We start from the raw sequence: 16,301 nt of genomic DNA, 5'->3' as shown, positions 1-16,301 counted from the left end.
ATTTAGCGCACAACGGTGAAATCAACACGATTGAAGGCAACCGCCAATGGGCAAAGGCGCGCGCCTACAAATTTGCCTCACCGCTACTACCGGATCTGCAAACAGCCGCTCCTTTCGTCAACGAAACAGGCTCAGACTCTTCAAGCCTAGATAACATGCTCGACCTATTCCTATCTGGTGGTATGGATATCTTCCGTGCTATGCGAATGCTGGTGCCGCCAGCATGGCAAAACCACCCGGATATGGATCCCGACCTACGCGCCTTCTACGACTTTAACTCGAAACACATGGAGCCTTGGGATGGCCCGGCTGGTATCGTCCTTTCCGACGGTCGTTATGCTGCCTGTAACCTTGACCGCAACGGCTTACGCCCTGCGCGTTATGTGATTACCAAAGATAACCTCATCACGCTGGCATCCGAAGTCGGTATTTGGGATTACGCCCTGATGAAGTGGCAGAAAAAGGGCGTGTCGGCCCTGGCGAGCTGCTGGTTGTCGATACCCAAGAGGGTGAATTGTGGCACTCGGATGATATCGACAACGATCTCAAGAGCCGTCACCCATACCGAGAGTGGATGGAAAACAACGTCCATAAATTAACGCCATTTAGCGCCCTCGAAGATGACCAAGTTGGCGAGCGCAGCTTTGATGAGACGGTACTGAAGACCTATCAAAAACAGTTCGCCATGACCAACGAAGAGACCGATCAGGTGCTTCGTGTGCTCGGCGATATGGGTCAAGAAGCGGTTGGTTCTATGGGGGATGACACTCCAATGGCGGTGCTATCCTCTAAAGAACGCTTGGTGACTGACTATTTCCGTCAGAAATTTGCTCAGGTTACCAACCCACCTATCGACCCACTGCGTGAAAAACACGTGATGTCGCTGGCGACCAGTGTCGGTCAAGAGATGAACGTATTCTGTGAAACCGATGGTCACGCCTACCGTGTGACGTTCGATTCACCAGTGCTGCTTTACTCAGATATGCAGCAGCTACTGGAGCTGAGCGACAAGCACTATCGCAACACGATCCTCGATATCAACTACGACCCGAACGAGAAAGATCTCAAACAAGCGCTACTCGATCTCTGTGATCAAGCGGAAACCGTCGTTAAAGAAGGTACAGTTCTCGTCGTGCTTTCCGATCGTGCCCTCGTTAAAGGCAAGCTGCCTATTCCAGCGGCTATGGCGGTTGGCGCAGTACAAACCCGATTAATTGAAGCGAACCTTCGCTGCGACGCCAACATTATCGTAGAGACCGCGACGGCTCGTGACCCACATCAGTTTGCGGTACTGCTTGGATTTGGTGCAACCGCCATCTACCCTTACCTCGCTTATGAAGCGCTAGGTAAACTGGTCGATGATGGTGCTATTGATAAGAGCTACCGCGATGTGATGCAAAACTATCAATACGGCATCAACAAGGGGCTTTACAAGATCATGTCGAAGATGGGCATCTCGACCATTGCCTCTTATCGTTGTTCACAGCTATTTGAAGCAGTTGGTCTGCATACGGACGTAGTGACCTATGCTTTACTGGCGTAACGACACGTATTCAGGGTGCAAGCTTTGAAGACTTCCAACAAGACCTGTTTAACCTATCTCGCAAGGCATGGGCAAAACGCAAACCGGTTGAACATGGCGGCCTACTCAAATACGTCCACGATGGCGAGTATCACGCTTATAACCCTGATGTCGTCGGTACGCTGCAACAAGCGGTGAAATCGGGCGATGCATCCGACTACAAGTCGTATGCCAAGCAAGTGAATGACCGTCCTGTCGCGATGCTGCGTGACTTGATGAAGCTGAAAAAGGCGGACAGCGCGCTGCCACTTGAGCAGATTGAACCGAATACTGAGCTTTTCAAACGCTTCGATTCAGCGGCGATGTCCATTGGTGCATTGAGCCCAGAAGCGCACGAAGCGCTGGCCATGGCGATGAACAAGCTTGGGGGCTATTCCAACTCTGGTGAGGGCGGTGAAGATCCGCGTCGCTTTGGGACTAACCGCAACTCTCGCATTAAGCAAATTGCCTCCGGCCGTTTTGGCGTGACACCACACTACCTCACCAATGCCGACGTGCTGCAAATCAAGGTTGCACAAGGGGCAAAAACCGGGTGAAGGTGGTCAGCTGCCAGGACATAAGGTCACAGCGGAAATTGCCAAGCTGCGTCACTCTGTGCAAGGGGTGACACTTATCTCCCCTCCTCCGCATCACGACATCTACTCTATTGAGGATTTAGCTCAGCTTATCTTCGATTTGAAGCAAGTTAACCCAGATGCGCTGGTATCAGTAAAACTGGTTTCCGAGCCGGGCGTGGGCACCATTGCTACGGGTGTTGCTAAGGCCTATGCCGACCTCATCACCATCTCAGGCTACGATGGCGGTACAGCCGCAAGTCCATTGACGTCGGTGAAATACGCGGGTTGTCCGTGGGAGCTAGGCCTTGCTGAGACGCAGCAAGCGCTGGTTGCTAATAACCTACGTCATAAGATCCGACTGCAAGTGGATGGCGGTTTAAAAACCGGTCTCGACGTTGTTAAAGCGGCCATTCTTGGGGCTGAGAGTTTCGGCTTCGGTACCGCACCTATGGTCGCGATGGGCTGTAAGTTCTTACGGATCTGTCACCTAAACAACTGCGCTACAGGCGTAGCCACGCAAGATGAAACGCTGCGCAAAGAGTACTTCAAAGGTCTACCTGAAATGGTGGTCAACTACTTCACAGGACTTGCCGATGAAGTACGCGAACTGCTCGCAGAACTAGGCGTAGAAAAGCTCACTGACTTAATTGGTCGCACAGATTTATTAGAAGCTGTCGAAGGGATGACGGCGAAGCAATCCAAGCTCGATTTATCGAACATTCTCGAAGCGCCAGTATCTCCGCTGTCTCACCCACTGTATTGGACTGAGCCAAACCAACCTTTTGATAAAGCTGAGCTCAACCAGAAGATTGTAGAGGAAACCGAAACGGCCGTTGAAAACCGATCTGGAGGCAGTTTCTACTTTGATGTCAGAAACACCGATCGCTCTGTCGGTGCGAGACTGTCTGGCAGTGTGGCTAAACGCTATGGCAACCAAGGCATGGCGACCAGCCCAATCAAGCTCTACCTCGATGGCACCGCAGGCCAATCCCTCGGCGTTTGGAACGCTGGCGGGGTAGAAATCTACCTAACGGGTGATGCCAATGACTATGTCGGTAAAGGCATGGCGGGCGGTAAGCTGGTTATCAAACCACACGTTGGCACCACGTTTACCTGTAACGATGCCACTATCGTCGGCAACACCTGTTTGTACGGCGCGACGGGCGGTAAGCTTTACGCGGCAGGTACTGCAGGTGAGCGCTTTGGGGTACGTAACTCGGGCACGATTGCAGTGATTGAGGGCGCCGGTGACAACGCTTGTGAATACATGACGGGTGGTATTGTCGCTATCCTTGGTGCGACAGGGGTTAACTTTGGCGCAGGTATGACAGGCGGCTTTGCTTATGTGATGGACAGCAACGATGACTTTGAAGGTCGCGTCAACACAGAATCAGTAGAAGCGATTTCGCTGTCTGATCTGTATATCCATCAAGAGCATCTGCGCGGCCTTATTGCTGAGCACCTAGAAGAGACGGGCTCAGTGCACGCCGAAAACATTCTGGCGAACTTCGATGAATGGATTCCGAAGTTCTATCTCGTCAAGCCAAAGGCTGCGGATCTTCGCACCTTACTTGGTCACCAAAGCCGAAGCGCTGCAGAGCTGCGCGTTCAAGCACAGTAATTGGAAGGAGCCAGAATAATGAGCCAGAACGTATACCAATTTATTGATGTGAACCGCGTCGACCCTGCTAAAAAGCCGATTAAGGTTCGCAAAATCGAGTTCGTGGAAATCTACGAACCCTTTACCAAACAGCAAGCGACGGCTCAAGCCGATCGCTGCCTTGACTGCGGTAACCCGTATTGTGAATGGAAATGCCCAGTTCATAACTACATCCCTCAATGGTTAAAACTCGCCAATGAGGGACGCATCATTGAAGCTGCGGAGCTTTCGCACCAAACTAACAGCCTGCCTGAAGTCTGTGGTCGTGTGTGTCCGCAAGACCGACTTTGTGAAGGGTCATGTACATTAAACGACGACTTTGGTGCCGTCACCATCGGAAACATCGAGAAGTACATCACCGACAAAGCGTTTGAGATGGGCTGGAAACCGGACATGTCTCATGTAGAGTGGACGGATAAGAAGGTCGCCATTATCGGTGCAGGACCTGCAGGTCTCGCCGCCGCCGATATTCTGGTGCGCAATGGCGTTAAGCCGGTTGTGTTTGATCGCTATCCAGAGATTGGTGGTCTACTCACCTTTGGTATCCCGTCTTTCAAGCTAGAAAAAGAGGTCATGCTCAACCGCCGCCGTATCTTCACTGAGATGGGCGTGGAATTCCGCCTCAATACCGAAGTCGGCAAAGATGTTGAGATGGCAAGCTTAGTTGAAGAGTACGATGCGGTTTTCCTTGGTGTAGGTACCTACAAGAACATGCGCGCCGGTTTAGAAAACGAAAACGCACCTGGCGTTTTTGATGCCCTGCCGTTCTTGGTTTCCAATACCTACAAGGTCATGGAGCTCGGTGAAGAGCAGCCCTTTATTGATATGAAAGGTAAAAAAGTCGTCGTCCTTGGTGGTGGTGATACGGCGATGGACTGTGTGCGCACTTCCATTCGCCAAACAGCGAGCAGCGTCATTTGTGCCTACCGCCGTGATGAAGCCAACATGCCAGGCTCTCGCCGCGAGGTCAAAAACGCTCGTGAGGAAGGGGTTAACTTTATGTTTAACCTTCAGCCGCTTGGTATCGAGGTGGACGCCAACGGCAACGCTTGCGGCGTGAAAGTGGTGAAAACCGCCTTAGGTGAGCCAGATGAAGCCGGCCGCCGACGTCCTGAACCTGTGGAAGGCAGTGAGCACGTACTGGAAGCAGACGCGGTTATCATGGCATTTGGCTTCCAGCCGCATCAAATGTCGTGGTTGGAACCTTATGGCGTAGAACTTGACCAATGGGGCCGCATTAAAGCACCGGTATCTCAAGAGTTTATGTATCAAACCACGAATGAGAAGATCTTTGCCGGTGGTGACGCCGTGCGTGGCTCAGATTTAGTGGTCACGGCCATTGATGAAGGACGCAAAGCCGCTGAAGGCATACTAGACTTCCTAGAAGTATAGGGTTGCCAGTACACAACTAAGACTAAGCCCAGCTCTACTGCTGGGCTTTTTTAGCGCTACATTTTGCAAGGGAACGTTATGACAATCACTAAGCTATTTACCCTCTCTTCTGTCATTTTGCTTACTGCCTGTGGAGCAGGCTATAAGACCACCACAGATCGAACCGAGGAGCCTTGTGGCGACAGTCCGCGCTGCGTCTCCACTCAAGATAGCCGTGAAGAATTTAAACTCGCACCATTTAAGCTCGCCCCGGACACCAACATCAATCAGATAGAAACGGTAGCGCTTAGCTTCGATAACGCTGAGGTTGCTGCGCTCGAGGATAATTATTTACGCGTGGAATACACCTCAAGTGTGTTTCGGTATGTGGATGATATGGAGGTGAAAATCCTAGACGGTGAGCTACTCGTGCGCTCCGAAGCACGCATTGGTTACTACGATTTCGACGTAAACAGAAAGCGGGTTGAAGCGTTTCGCGCTAAGCTCATCGAAACGGGATTAATCATCGCAAATCCCTAACCACTCCATCTCGCAAAGGTTGGGAAGCGCGGCGACTGTTGCTATACTGCACGCCAAAATACGTTTTCCAACTTGAGAGACTCTCTATGAAAATCGGCGTAATTGGCGCAATGGAACAAGAAGTGTCCATCCTAAAAGCAGCACTGACAAACCTTGAAGAAACTAAGAAAGGCGGTTGTACCTTCTTTACTGGCCAACTTAACGGTGCCGACATCGTGTTACTTCAATCGGGTATCGGCAAAGTAGCGGCAGCAGTAGGTACCACGATCCTTCTTAGCGATTACCAGCCAGACGTTGTGATTAACACAGGCTCTGCAGGTGGCTTTGAGTCTTCTCTAAACCTAGGTGATGTCGTTATCTCGACTGAAGTTCGCCACCACGACGCTGACGTGACAGCATTTGGCTACGAGATTGGTCAAATGGCAGGTCAACCAGCAGCGTTCGCTGCCGATCAAAAACTGATGGACGTGGCTGAGCAAGCACTAGCACAAATGGAAGACAAGCACGCGGTACGCGGCCTTATCTGTACCGGTGACGAATTCGTTTGCCGTCCAGAGCGTCAAGCGGTTATCCGTGAGAACTTCCCTGGCGTTATTGCTGTTGAGATGGAAGCGTCTGCGATTGCGCAAACCTGTCATCAGTTCAACACGCCATTCGTCGTGGTTCGTGCTATCTCTGATGTCGCGGATAAAGAATCACCAATGAGCTTTGAAGAGTTCCTACCACTAGCGGCGCAAAGCTCGTCTGAAATGGTAGTAAAAATGGTTGAGCTGCTTAAATAAGCGCGCCTTGTTGTAAACAACATCACGTACAAGGACGACGTCAATGAGCTCTTTTATTGAGAGTTTATATGCCAATGGTGCACTCCTAACGCTTTGGGGTGCACTTTTGTTTCATCTGCTCATCCCCATTCCACCCGCCGCACATCCAGTCAGATTCTGGCAGTTACTACTCAACCATATTACCAACAAGGTCAACTCGCCAAGCGCATCACCTCAACAGCAGCAGCTATCCGGAACGCTTGCGTTATTGCTACTACTCGTTCCAACCTTGGCCGTGCTGATCGCACTTCAGACCTTGGTTTGGAAAGCAGAATTCTATCAGCTTGCCCTGCTACTGCTTGCTATTGAGTGGCGTGGTAATGAGCTATTCACTCGACGCTTCATCGACGCTTTGGCAAAAGAAGATAAACCAGGCGCTCGCTATATACTCGCATCTAAAGTCAATCGAGAAACAGACGCGCTGTCGTTACTTGGACTTGGTAAGGCGGGAGCGGAAAGCGTGATTATCGGCTATGCGAGAAACGTCATCGGCGTTTTGTTTTGGTATGGCCTAACGGGTGGCATTGGCGCACTCATGTATCGGCTTTGTGCGGAGCTCGCGCGCAGCTGGAGCCCAAACAAGCCTGGTTATGCGACCTTTGGTAAACCCGCCGCTTGGCTATTTTTGATACTCGACTTTGCGCCGCAAAAACTGTTCTCAATGATGGTTTTACTCGGCCTTCCTACTAACGCTATCAAACAAACTCTATCACAAGCAAAAGCCTGGCCAAACGCGGCGACCAGTTGGCTTATCTGTGGTTATGCCAACCGCTTTGAACTCGCGTTAGGCGGCCCTGCAATTTATGGCTCAGACAAACTCCAGCGTGCTCGAGTGGGTGGGAAAATCGCACCCGCGGCATTTCATATCGCTCAAATTCAAAAACATATCGCATGGCGAATCTATGTGTGGTTAATGCTACAAAGCACTGTGATGTTCATCATCTACCAAGGATTGTAATCAATGAAGAAAACCCTGCTCGGTGCTTTAGCTCTGTTATCCAGTTGCTCAGCCATTGCCGATACCCAGCGTATTATCAGTCTCGCCCCACACACCACAGAACTCGCTTACGCGGCGGGGCTTGGTGACAAACTAATTGCAGTCAGTGAATACAGCGACTACCCAGAGCAAGCGGAAAAACTCGAACGCGTCGCTAACTATCAAGGCATCAAGTTAGAGCGAATTGTCGCGTTAGAACCAGACCTTATTTTGGCATGGCCGACAGGAAACCCAGCCCGAGAGCTTGAGAAACTAGAACGCCTCGGCTTCAACCTCTATTACTCCAAAGCCAAATCTTTAGAAGGCATAGCCAACAACCTTGAAGCGCTGAGCCAATATGCCGACGACCCAAGTATCGGTCTCAATGAAGCAGAGCAGTTTCGCGCTAAGCTTGCAGAGTTAAAGCAGAAGTACGACACCGACGACAAGGTGCGTTATTTTTACCAACTGAGTGAAAAGCCTATCATCACTCTATCCGATGGTAACTGGCCTAGCGAAGTGTTTGAGTTTTGTGGCGGAGAAAACATCTTCGCAAGCAGCAAGGCGCCCTATCCTCAAGTCAGTCCGGAACAGGTCATCGTTCGCCAACCTGAAGCTATCTTCACCTCAGAGCACGCCATCGCTAACGGGAATATGTGGCAAAAATGGCAGCAAGAGCTGCCCGCAGTACAAAACAAACATGTATGGGCCTTAACCTCAGATTGGCTGAATCGCCCGACTCCAAGAACCTTAATGGCCGTTACTCAAGTGTGCGAACATTTAGACTGGGTACGAACCCAAAAATAATGAGAGATAGATCACATTCAGGTAAGATTCACTATCCGCAAACGTTAAATCCCGTAAAATTGGCGCACTTTCCTATTACTTTTCTTCAGTGAGAATATAGCTGTGGATTCCATGCTTTATTTGGTCGACCTTTTTGGTACGGCAATATTTGCAATATCGGGAGTGATACTTGCAGGAAGACTTAGGATGGATCCTTTTGGTGTCATGGTGCTTGGCAGTGTAACGGCCATCGGTGGGGGAACCATCCGAGACATGGCATTGGGTGCAACGCCTGTTTTTTGGATCACCGACACGACCTACATTTGGGTCATTATCGTCACCTGTATCGCGACCATGATGCTGATCCGACACCCACGGCGCTTACCTTGGTATGTTCTGCCGGTCTGTGATGCCATTGGCCTTGCGGTGTTTGTTGGTATCGGCGTTGAAAAAGCGCTTATCTTTCAAGACTCGTACTTAATTGCGGTAATAATGGGCGTTTTAACTGGCTGTGGCGGCGGTATTATTCGTGATGTTCTTGCCCGTGAAGTCCCTATGGTGTTAAGGCGCGAGGTATATGCCACTGCTTGTATTATTGGCGGTACCTTCCATGTAGGCGCTCTAATGATGGGCGCGTCAACAGGCAGCGCCTTCCTATGCTGTGTTGTGGCCACTCTAGTCATCCGCCTTGGCGCAATTCGTTGGCACCTCTCTTTGCCAACCTTCGCACTCGACAAGTAGCTTCAAATAACTGACAGGAGAAACCGAATTCTCCTGTCAGCCTCTTCATTTTTCTCTGCCGCTTTAGTATGTTGGTTAAAAGCCACTCACTTTTTATTCAGACAGGGAAACGTCTATGGATATCTGCTTCGATAATGTCTCACTAAACCACCCACTGTCGCTGTCTGTACCCCAATGGACCATTCGCTCAGGCGAACACTGGGCGGTATTTGAAACCCATGGCAATGTTGGCAGCCTGCTTGGCGATCTGCTGTGTGGCGAACTGAAAGCCGATGAGGGGCAAATCCTGCGACCTCACTCTGGCATTGCTCAATCTCACTTGCCGAGCAGCAGCGACTGCTTGAACTCGAGCAAGCTAATGACGACAGTGAGTTTTTAGATCGAATTGATTTTGGACGTAGTGTCGAGCAATTGGTCTCCGAGTTTTCTGATAACCCAGATGTAGTCGAGCAGCTTATCCAAGAGCTAGATTTACTTCATCTTAGAGAGCGCGGTTTTAGACAGCTATCAACTGGTGAAACCCGCCGCGTGATGCTAGCGCGAGCACTCGCCAGCGCACCAAAAGTATTGGTGCTCGATGAACCTTTTGTAGGTCTAGATACCCTGCACCGAAAAATGCTAGCGGACTATCTGAAAGACCTATCCCTGCACGTTCAGTTAATCATCATTACATCCCGAGAAGATGAAGTTCCAAGCTGGATGTCCCACGTGGCGATGTTTGAAAAAGGGGCTCTTAAGGAGCAGCTTAGCTATAGCGAATGGTGCGAGCACCCAATTATTTCACAGCTTTTAGCGCAGTCTTCTCAGCAAAGCGAACAGTGGCTCGAACTTATCCGCAAACATCAACATACGGCAAAGTTTGCCGATCCCTTGGTCAAAATCACTGACGGTAAAGTTGAGTACGTTGAGCAGAAGATCTTCTCCGGAGTCAATTGGCAAATCAACAATGGCGAACATTGGCAAGTTCGCGGCCCCAATGGTTGTGGTAAAAGCACTTTGCTCGGGATGATTTTTGGTGACCACCCGCAGTGTTACAGCAACGATATTGATATCTACGGCATAAAACGTGGTAGCGGTGAGACCGTTTGGGATATCAAGCAGTACACTGGTATGGTGTCTTCCTCCTTGCACCTGCAGTACCGAGTGAACTGCAATGCCCGTGATGTTCTACTGTCTGGGTTCTTTGACTCTATCGGTCTGTATGACAAGCCCAGCAAAAAGCAGATCAACGCCGCTGATGAATGGTTGACCCTGCTGCACATGTCGCACCTGAAAGATTGCGCATTCAAGTCTTTAGAATACAGTCAGCAGCGCTTGCTACTTATCGCACGTGCCATTATCAAACAGCCGACAATACTGATTTTGGATGAACCCTATCAAGGCCTTGATTTCTTAGGGCGTAAATTAGTCATGAATGCGTTAGATCTTATCGCCAAAGAAAACCTAAGCCAATTGCTGTATGTCTCGCATTATGTCGAAGATGAACTAGACAGCATTCGCTATTTTGTCGATTTTGTTGAGGCAGGCAATGGAGAGGGCTACCACGTCGTCATCACCACACCAGAGACTATAAGCCAAAAATCAGCCCACAACGCCAAGCAAAAGGAAGTCCCGTGTCAGGAAAAATAGCCATTGTCTACTTTACTAAAAATGGCACAACGCGACAGTTAGCGCAGCAGATACAGCAAGGAGCCAACGACAGTGGTGCGAGTGCCGAGCTATTTGAGATAGTGGGCAGTGACATTGCCGAGGGGCGATATACCAATGATGCGCTTATTTCGGCGCTTCAAGACTTTGATGCTATCGTGTTTGGCAGCCCAACCTATATGGGCTCTGCCAGCGGGCAATTCAAAGCGTTTATGGATGCAACCAGCGATGCGTATGTTGGTTTAGATTGGCGCAACAAACTCGCCGCAGGGTTTACTATGGGCGGCAGTATTAATGGCGAGCAGCAGCAAACCCTACTTGGGTTTTTCACGCTAGCCAGTCAGCACGCAATGCTCTGGGTAGGTTTGGATGTATCAAAGCACAACGATAACCTAAACCTCAATCGCACTGGCTCTTCTTATGGCCTTGTCGCGACCTATGATGAAAGCGAACAAGCCGTACACCCCAACGATCTAGAGACCGCCTATTACTTTGGTGATCGCATTGCCCGGTGCTTATCTTGGCACGCTTCTTCCTCTTAGACGCCTCTCAACGGCGACTAATTCATGCTATTCTAGGTCTATTGATTCCATTTATTCATCATAAACGACATGCTCTTAGAAGGTATTGAAACGCTGCTGGTACTTGCCCAAGAGAAAACCATGGGACGTACCGGTAGTCGTCTCTATATCAGCCAGTCTGCGGTCAGTAAACGCATTGCCAATCTAGAAAAGAAGCTCGGTAAAACCTTAATTGAGCCAGAAGGAAGGCAGATACGTCTGACGCCAGAGGCAGAAGCGCTCATTGCTCGCGTTGGCCCGAGTTTGAATGAGCTGCGCGGCTTAATTGCTGAAGAGCAGCAGGTCGAAACACACTCACTATTGAGACTCGATTGCTCAGAAACCTTAGTGGCAGGCTACTTGAGTGATGTGATGCCGCAGCTACTTGCCAACGACAACTATCTCACCGTCACCACCAACCACACGCCGCGTATTATCGAGCATGTCAAATCGGGTGAAGCGGCCGTTGGCCTGTGCGCAGGCCATTTAAACTCGCGACTCGGATTAGTAACGACGCATCTTTTTGATGAGCCATTTAAAGTGGTAAGCAAACAGCCTTTAACCGAGTCGCCAACGACCCTTATCACTAACGATCTCAACAACCCAGCGAATACGTACCAAGCTGGATTGCTACAGCAAGCAGGAATAACGCCAAGCATGCAGATGGACTCGTACACGGCAGCTGCTCAGCTCGCTATCCGAGGGGTGGCACCAGCACTCGTGCCGTTATCTATCATCAAAACCTTGCACATTAGCGAGTCACTGTGCTTTGACTTTGATTTTTTGACCACCTTAACGCGCCCAGTTCATGTTATTTACCGGCCAAGTGCCCTCAAGCAATCACGCCTTAAAACAGTGATTGAAACCATTGAGGATGCTGTTCCCAAAGTAGCTTTAATGCCATCACCATCGACATAATCACCACCAGCGGACGAATAAACTTCTTCCCTTTAGACACGACAACTTTGGCTCCCATGCGCGCACCTAAAAAGCCACCCGCCGCCATCACTAAACCAATCTCCCATACTGGTAAACCGGCAATGATAAAGAAAATCAACGCAGCTAGGTTCGAGGTAAAGTTGAGCACCTTAGTACGCGCTGTCGCATGGACAATCGATAACTGTGCAATAGCAACAAAGCAGATAGTAAAAATAGAACCTGTACCCGGACCAAAGAAGCCATCATAAAAGCCCACGCCAGTACCCACCGAAAAGGCAAACAAGGTTTCCGACATCTTAGGTTTGCCACCACCTTCCCCGGCCTGAGGTGCGAGTAAGAAATAGAGTGAGATACCTAGTAGCAATACTGGAATAAGGCTGGTAAGAACGCCCGCATCAATATGCTGCACAAGCTCAGCACCTACCGCAGAGCCGACAAAGGTACAGGCAATCGCCAAGCGCATATCTTTGAGATCAACAATGCCGTTGCGAACGAAATACCAAGTGGCCGAAAAGCTACCAAACGAGCTTTGCAGTTTATTGGTCGCCAGTGCTGAGTGGGCGGCACACCCGCCGAGAGCAGCGCGGGCAAGGTCAACAGACCACCGCCACCCGCCATGGCATCAATAAAGCCAGCCAATCCAGCTACAAAAAACAATAAAACAAGAATGTCGTAAGTTACGTCCATGTCAGGCGCTCAAAAGTGTAATTTTGTTAAATTGTAGCGACTTACATCTTAAGGACTAGCGAAACCATCGCTACAAACCTATTCCAGTTAGGAATCATTCGAATTGAGAACAAAAAAAGCCCGCTCAAATGAGCGGGCAATGAGGTTGTCTAGGAGGTGATAACTCACCTCTCTATTCTTATTGTGTTACGCGATTACACGTTTTTGATCTGCTCGTGCAGCTCTTGTACTGACGTTACTGATACTTTCGCATCAGCAGTGTGAGCCATACACGTAGCGAACGCTGCGTTTAGCGTTGTTGTGTAGTTCACTTTCTCAGCCAGAGCGCCGCGACGTAGAACTTTTGAGTCTTCAATCGATTGACGACCGGCAGTCGTGTTCACGATGTAGGTGTACTCGTTGTTCTTGATGCGGTCTAGGATGTGTGGACGACCTTCGTGCACCTTGTTCACAAGGCGAGGGTTAATGCCCGCTTCACCCAAGATTACCGCTGTACCGTGTGTTGCATCTAGCTGGTAACCAAGCTTAGTTAGCTTAGAGGCTAGGTCAACAACACGCTGCTTGTCGCCTTCGCGAACAGACAGTAGTGCGCGGCCGCCTTCTGGGTAAACATTGCCACAACCTAGTTCTGCTTTCGAGTAAGCTTCTGCGAACGTTGCGCCAACACCCATAACTTCACCAGTAGAGCGCATTTCTGGGCCTAGTAGTGGGTCAACACCTGGGAACTTGTTGAACGGCAATACGACTTCTTTCACAGAGTAGTATGGTGGGATGATCTCTTTGGTAAAGCCTTGAGACTCTAAAGATTGACCTGCCATTACGCGCGCTGCGATTTTCGCAAGCGGTGCACCTGTTGCTTTAGAAACAAACGGTACAGTACGAGCTGCACGTGGGTTTACTTCGATTAGGTAAACCTTGTTGTTCTTAACCGCAAACTGAGTGTTCATTAGACCGCGTACACCCAACTCGAACGCTAGCTTCTCAACTTGCTCACGCATCACATCTTGGATTTCTGCGCTTAGTGTGTAAGCCGGAAGTGAACATGCTGAGTCACCTGAGTGAACACCTGCCTGCTCGATGTGCTCCATGATACCACCGATAACCACACGCTCGCCGTCACAGATAGCGTCGATATCCACTTCAACTGCATCGTCAAGGAAGCTATCTAGAAGTACTGGTGATTCGTTAGACACACTTACTGCTTCGTTGAAGTAGCGACGTAGGTCTTGCTCGTCGTATACGATTTCCATCGCACGACCACCCAGTACGTATGAAGGACGTACAACCAGTGGGAAGCCGATTTCACGAGACTTATCAACCGCCTGCTCAAGCGTGGTTACTGTTGCGTTTTCTGGTTGTAGTAGGCCTAGACGGTCTACAGCAACTTGGAAGCGCTCACGGTCTTCTGCACGGTCGATAGCGTCTGGGCTAGTACCAATGATTGGCACGCCTGCTGCTTCAAGAGCACGAGCTAGTTTCAGAGGCGTTTGACCACCGTACTGAACGATAACGCCTTTTGGCTTCTCAACGCGTACGATTGATAGTACATCTTCAAGCGTTACTGGTTCGAAGTACAGACGGTCTGACGTGTCGTAGTCCGTTGATACTGTCTCTGGGTTACAGTTAACCATGATGGTTTCGTAACCGTCTTCACGCAGTGCGAGAGATGCGTGTACACAACAGTAGTCAAATTCGATACCTTGGCCGATACGGTTAGGACCACCGCCCAGAACCATGATTTTGTCTTTGTCTGTTGGCTGCGCTTCACACTCTTCATCGTAAGATGAGTACATGTAAGCTGTGTCAGATGAGAATTCTGCTGCACATGTATCAACTCGCTTGTAAACAGGGTGAATCTCGTACTGGTCACGTAGACGACGGATTTCGCTTTCAGACACACCTAGTAGAGTCGATAGTCGAGCATCCGCGAAGCCTTTGCGCTTCATCTTGCGAAGCACGTCTTCAGTAAGACCCGCAAAACCGCCTGCTTTTACTTCGTTCTCTAGTTTCACAATCTCTTCGATTTGAACTAGGAACCAACGGTCGATTTGCGTTAGGTTGAATACACCATCCACAGACAGACCTGCACGGAATGCGTCTGCGATGTACCAGATACGCTCCGCACCGGCTTCTTTCAGCTCGTGACGAATTTTAGATAGTGCGTCTGGAGAGTCTAGGTCAACCATCTCGTCAAAGCCGTTCGCGCCAACTTCTAGGCCACGAAGTGCTTTTTGTAGAGATTCTTGTTGGTTACGACCAATGGCCATTACCTCACCAACTGACTTCATCTGAGTCGTTAGACGGTCGTTAGCGCCCGCGAACTTCTCGAAGTTGAAGCGAGGGATCTTAGTCACAACGTAGTCGATTGTTGGTTCAAACGATGCTGGTGTTGCGCCGCCCGTGATGTCGTTCATTAGCTCGTCTAGAGTAAAGCCAACTGCTAGCTTCGCTGCAATCTTCGCGATTGGGAAACCTGTTGCTTTAGATGCTAGAGCAGAAGAGCGAGATACACGTGGGTTCATCTCGATGATAACCATACGGCCATCTTTCGGGTTGATACCAAACTGAACGTTTGAACCACCTGTTTCTACACCGATTTCACGCAGTACCGCTAGAGAAGCGTTACGCATCAATTGGTATTCTTTGTCCGTCAGCGTTTGCGCTGGCGCCACTGTGATTGAGTCACCAGTGTGGATACCCATTGGGTCGAAGTTTTCAATCGCACAAACGATGATACAGTTGTCCGCTTTGTCACGAACCACTTCCATCTCGTACTCTTTCCAACCGATTAGCGACTCATCGATAAGCAGCTCGTTAGTTGGAGAAAGGTCTAGACCGCGACGACAGATCTCTTCGAACTCTTCTTTGTTATACGCGATACCACCACCGGTACCACCCATAGTGAAAGAAGGGCGAATGATACAAGGGAAGCCAACCATATCAAGAACCGCGTACGCTTCTTCCATGGACTTAGCCGTGTCAGCACGTGGACACTCTAGGCCGATTGACTTCATCGCTTTATCGAAGCGAGAACGGTCTTCTGCTTTATCGATAGCGTCAGCCGTTGCACCGATCATCTCTACGCCGAACTCAGCTAGTACGCCGTGTTTTTCTAGGTCTAGAGCACAGTTAAGTGCTGTTTGACCACCCATAGTAGGCAGTACTGCATCTGGACGCTCTTTCTCGATGATGTTGCGAACCACTTCCCACTGGATAGGCTCGATGTAAGTCGCATCTGCCATGTCTGGGTCTGTCATGATAGTTGCAGGGTTCGAGTTCACAAGAATAACTCGGTAACCTTCTTCGCGCAGTGCTTTACACGCTTGAGCACCTGAGTAGTCAAACTCACAAGCCTGACCGATAACGATTGGGCCAGCACCAAGAATTAGAATACTTTTTAAGTCAGTACGTTTTGGCATTCTCAACTACTCCGA

The 16,301-nt window shown here is 49.8% G+C and carries 12 protein-coding genes and 3 pseudogenes; 13 read left to right on the top strand and 2 right to left on the bottom strand.

All coding sequences use genetic code 11. The features are described 5' to 3' along the window. Window positions 1-20 precede the first annotated feature (20 nt). The 13 genes and pseudogenes from gltB to TZ48_RS17640 all read left to right on the top strand — a co-directional run. Window positions 21-514: pseudogene (gene gltB, locus TZ48_RS26430) on the top strand (glutamate synthase large subunit); the annotation flags it as partial. Further along, on the top strand, window positions 515-1,543 hold the full coding sequence (locus TZ48_RS26425; RefSeq protein WP_420822957.1) for a glutamate synthase central domain-containing protein: 1,029 nt from the start codon (window positions 515-517) through the stop codon (window positions 1,541-1,543). 173 nt (window positions 1,544-1,716) lie between these two features. Further along, window positions 1,717-2,118 (top strand): glutamate synthase-related protein, encoded by a 402-nt coding sequence (locus TZ48_RS26420; protein WP_420822955.1) that lies wholly within the window; start codon window positions 1,717-1,719, stop codon window positions 2,116-2,118. Next, the gene (locus tag TZ48_RS26415; RefSeq protein ID WP_420822954.1) at window positions 2,093-3,760 is read left to right on the top strand and encodes a glutamate synthase-related protein; all 1,668 of its coding nucleotides are present in this window, start codon (window positions 2,093-2,095) and stop codon (window positions 3,758-3,760) included. Before TZ48_RS26420 ends, TZ48_RS26415 begins: the two co-directional genes overlap by 26 nt. Before the next feature lie 18 nt (window positions 3,761-3,778). Next, window positions 3,779-5,191, top strand: coding sequence for an FAD-dependent oxidoreductase (locus tag TZ48_RS17680; protein ID WP_112480115.1), 1,413 nt, complete (start codon window positions 3,779-3,781; stop codon window positions 5,189-5,191). 78 nt (window positions 5,192-5,269) lie between these two features. Continuing rightward, window positions 5,270-5,710, top strand: coding sequence for a DUF1499 domain-containing protein (locus tag TZ48_RS17675; RefSeq protein ID WP_112480114.1), 441 nt, complete (start codon window positions 5,270-5,272; stop codon window positions 5,708-5,710). Window positions 5,711-5,796: 86 nt separating this feature from the next. Next, the gene (gene mtnN, locus TZ48_RS17670; protein ID WP_042501266.1) at window positions 5,797-6,492 is read left to right on the top strand and encodes a 5'-methylthioadenosine/S-adenosylhomocysteine nucleosidase; all 696 of its coding nucleotides are present in this window, start codon (window positions 5,797-5,799) and stop codon (window positions 6,490-6,492) included. A 43-nt stretch (window positions 6,493-6,535) separates the two neighbouring features. After that, window positions 6,536-7,489 carry a cobalamin biosynthesis family protein gene (locus TZ48_RS17665; protein WP_112480113.1) on the top strand — a complete coding sequence of 318 codons (954 nt, stop codon included), beginning with the start codon at window positions 6,536-6,538 and terminating at the stop codon, window positions 7,487-7,489. Between the two features lie 3 nt (window positions 7,490-7,492). Then, entirely contained in the window at window positions 7,493-8,314 is an 822-nt protein-coding gene (gene btuF / locus TZ48_RS17660; protein ID WP_112480112.1) for a vitamin B12 ABC transporter substrate-binding protein BtuF, read from the top strand. A 102-nt stretch (window positions 8,315-8,416) separates the two neighbouring features. After that, window positions 8,417-9,034: a TRIC cation channel family protein gene (locus TZ48_RS17655; protein ID WP_112480111.1), complete on the top strand. Its 618-nt coding sequence runs from the start codon at window positions 8,417-8,419 to the stop codon at window positions 9,032-9,034. Between the two features lie 115 nt (window positions 9,035-9,149). Then, window positions 9,150-10,576: pseudogene (locus TZ48_RS17650) on the top strand (ATP-binding cassette domain-containing protein); the annotation flags it as partial. A 71-nt stretch (window positions 10,577-10,647) separates the two neighbouring features. Further along, window positions 10,648-11,223: a flavodoxin family protein gene (locus tag TZ48_RS17645; protein WP_112480110.1), complete on the top strand. Its 576-nt coding sequence runs from the start codon at window positions 10,648-10,650 to the stop codon at window positions 11,221-11,223. Between the two features lie 69 nt (window positions 11,224-11,292). After that, window positions 11,293-12,159, top strand: coding sequence for a LysR family transcriptional regulator (locus TZ48_RS17640; protein ID WP_112480109.1), 867 nt, complete (start codon window positions 11,293-11,295; stop codon window positions 12,157-12,159). On the opposite strand, the pseudogene TZ48_RS17635 reads toward TZ48_RS17640, so the two are convergent. Continuing rightward, window positions 12,089-12,867 (bottom strand): annotated as a pseudogene (locus TZ48_RS17635) (TSUP family transporter). The gene TZ48_RS17640 and the pseudogene TZ48_RS17635 overlap by 71 nt on opposite strands. 194 nt (window positions 12,868-13,061) lie before the next feature. Then, window positions 13,062-16,286 (bottom strand): carbamoyl-phosphate synthase large subunit, encoded by a 3,225-nt coding sequence (gene carB / locus TZ48_RS17630; RefSeq protein WP_112480108.1) that lies wholly within the window; start codon window positions 16,284-16,286, stop codon window positions 13,062-13,064. Between the last annotated feature and the right edge of the window lie 15 nt (window positions 16,287-16,301).

Source organism: Vibrio variabilis (assembly GCF_003263785.1).
Lineage (GTDB): Bacteria > Pseudomonadota > Gammaproteobacteria > Enterobacterales > Vibrionaceae > Vibrio > Vibrio variabilis.
The sequence above is the reverse complement of the archived record's forward strand: the minus strand, read 5'-3'. Positions and strand labels throughout refer to the sequence as shown.

Coding starts and splice junctions, on each gene's coding strand:
- TZ48_RS17680 (WP_112480115.1), top strand. CDS start 3,779: ATGAGCCAGAACGTATACCAATTTATTGATGTGAACCGCGTCGACCCT.
- TZ48_RS17675 (WP_112480114.1), top strand. CDS start 5,270: ATGACAATCACTAAGCTATTTACCCTCTCTTCTGTCATTTTGCTTACT.
- mtnN (WP_042501266.1), top strand. CDS start 5,797: ATGAAAATCGGCGTAATTGGCGCAATGGAACAAGAAGTGTCCATCCTA.
- TZ48_RS17665 (WP_112480113.1), top strand. CDS start 6,536: ATGAGCTCTTTTATTGAGAGTTTATATGCCAATGGTGCACTCCTAACG.
- btuF (WP_112480112.1), top strand. CDS start 7,493: ATGAAGAAAACCCTGCTCGGTGCTTTAGCTCTGTTATCCAGTTGCTCA.
- TZ48_RS17640 (WP_112480109.1), top strand. CDS start 11,293: ATGCTCTTAGAAGGTATTGAAACGCTGCTGGTACTTGCCCAAGAGAAA.
- carB (WP_112480108.1), bottom strand. CDS start 16,286: ATGCCAAAACGTACTGACTTAAAAAGTATTCTAATTCTTGGTGCTGGC.